General features: G+C 32.9%; 1 pseudogene. It reads right to left on the bottom strand.

Annotation, left to right across the window (positions count from 1 at the left end):
* A pseudogene (locus LCI24_RS16955) lies at positions 1–340 on the bottom strand (hypothetical protein); the annotation flags it as partial.

Here is a 340-nt window from a genome sequence, read left to right as displayed (position 1 = left end):
GGCTTCTTTTTCTTCACTAGCACTTAATTCTTTATAAAATGGTTTGTTTTCTTGTTCTTGTTTATCCAGTAGTAAAAACCTGTAATTTTCTAACTCGTGAGTTAATTCTTGTAAAGTCTTTCGTACAACACTCGTACCGATGGTTAATCGTTCTGCTAGCTTACGTACAAACTTTTCTACTTGATTATCGTTATATAAGTCTATGCTATGACGTACTATACTTTGTGTTTTTAGTTTCTGAACCGATACCGTTACCCGTAAACTTTCTAATTTATTTACTCTAACACCTCCTAAAATGTGGATTTCTAGGTGTTTTGTTAGGTAACTGTAGTTATTTGGG

It is taken from the genome of Tenacibaculum larymnensis (assembly GCF_028829235.1).
GTDB classification, from domain to species: Bacteria; Bacteroidota; Bacteroidia; order Flavobacteriales; family Flavobacteriaceae; genus Polaribacter; species Polaribacter larymnensis.
The sequence above is the reverse complement of the archived record's forward strand: the minus strand, read 5'-3'. Positions and strand labels throughout refer to the sequence as shown.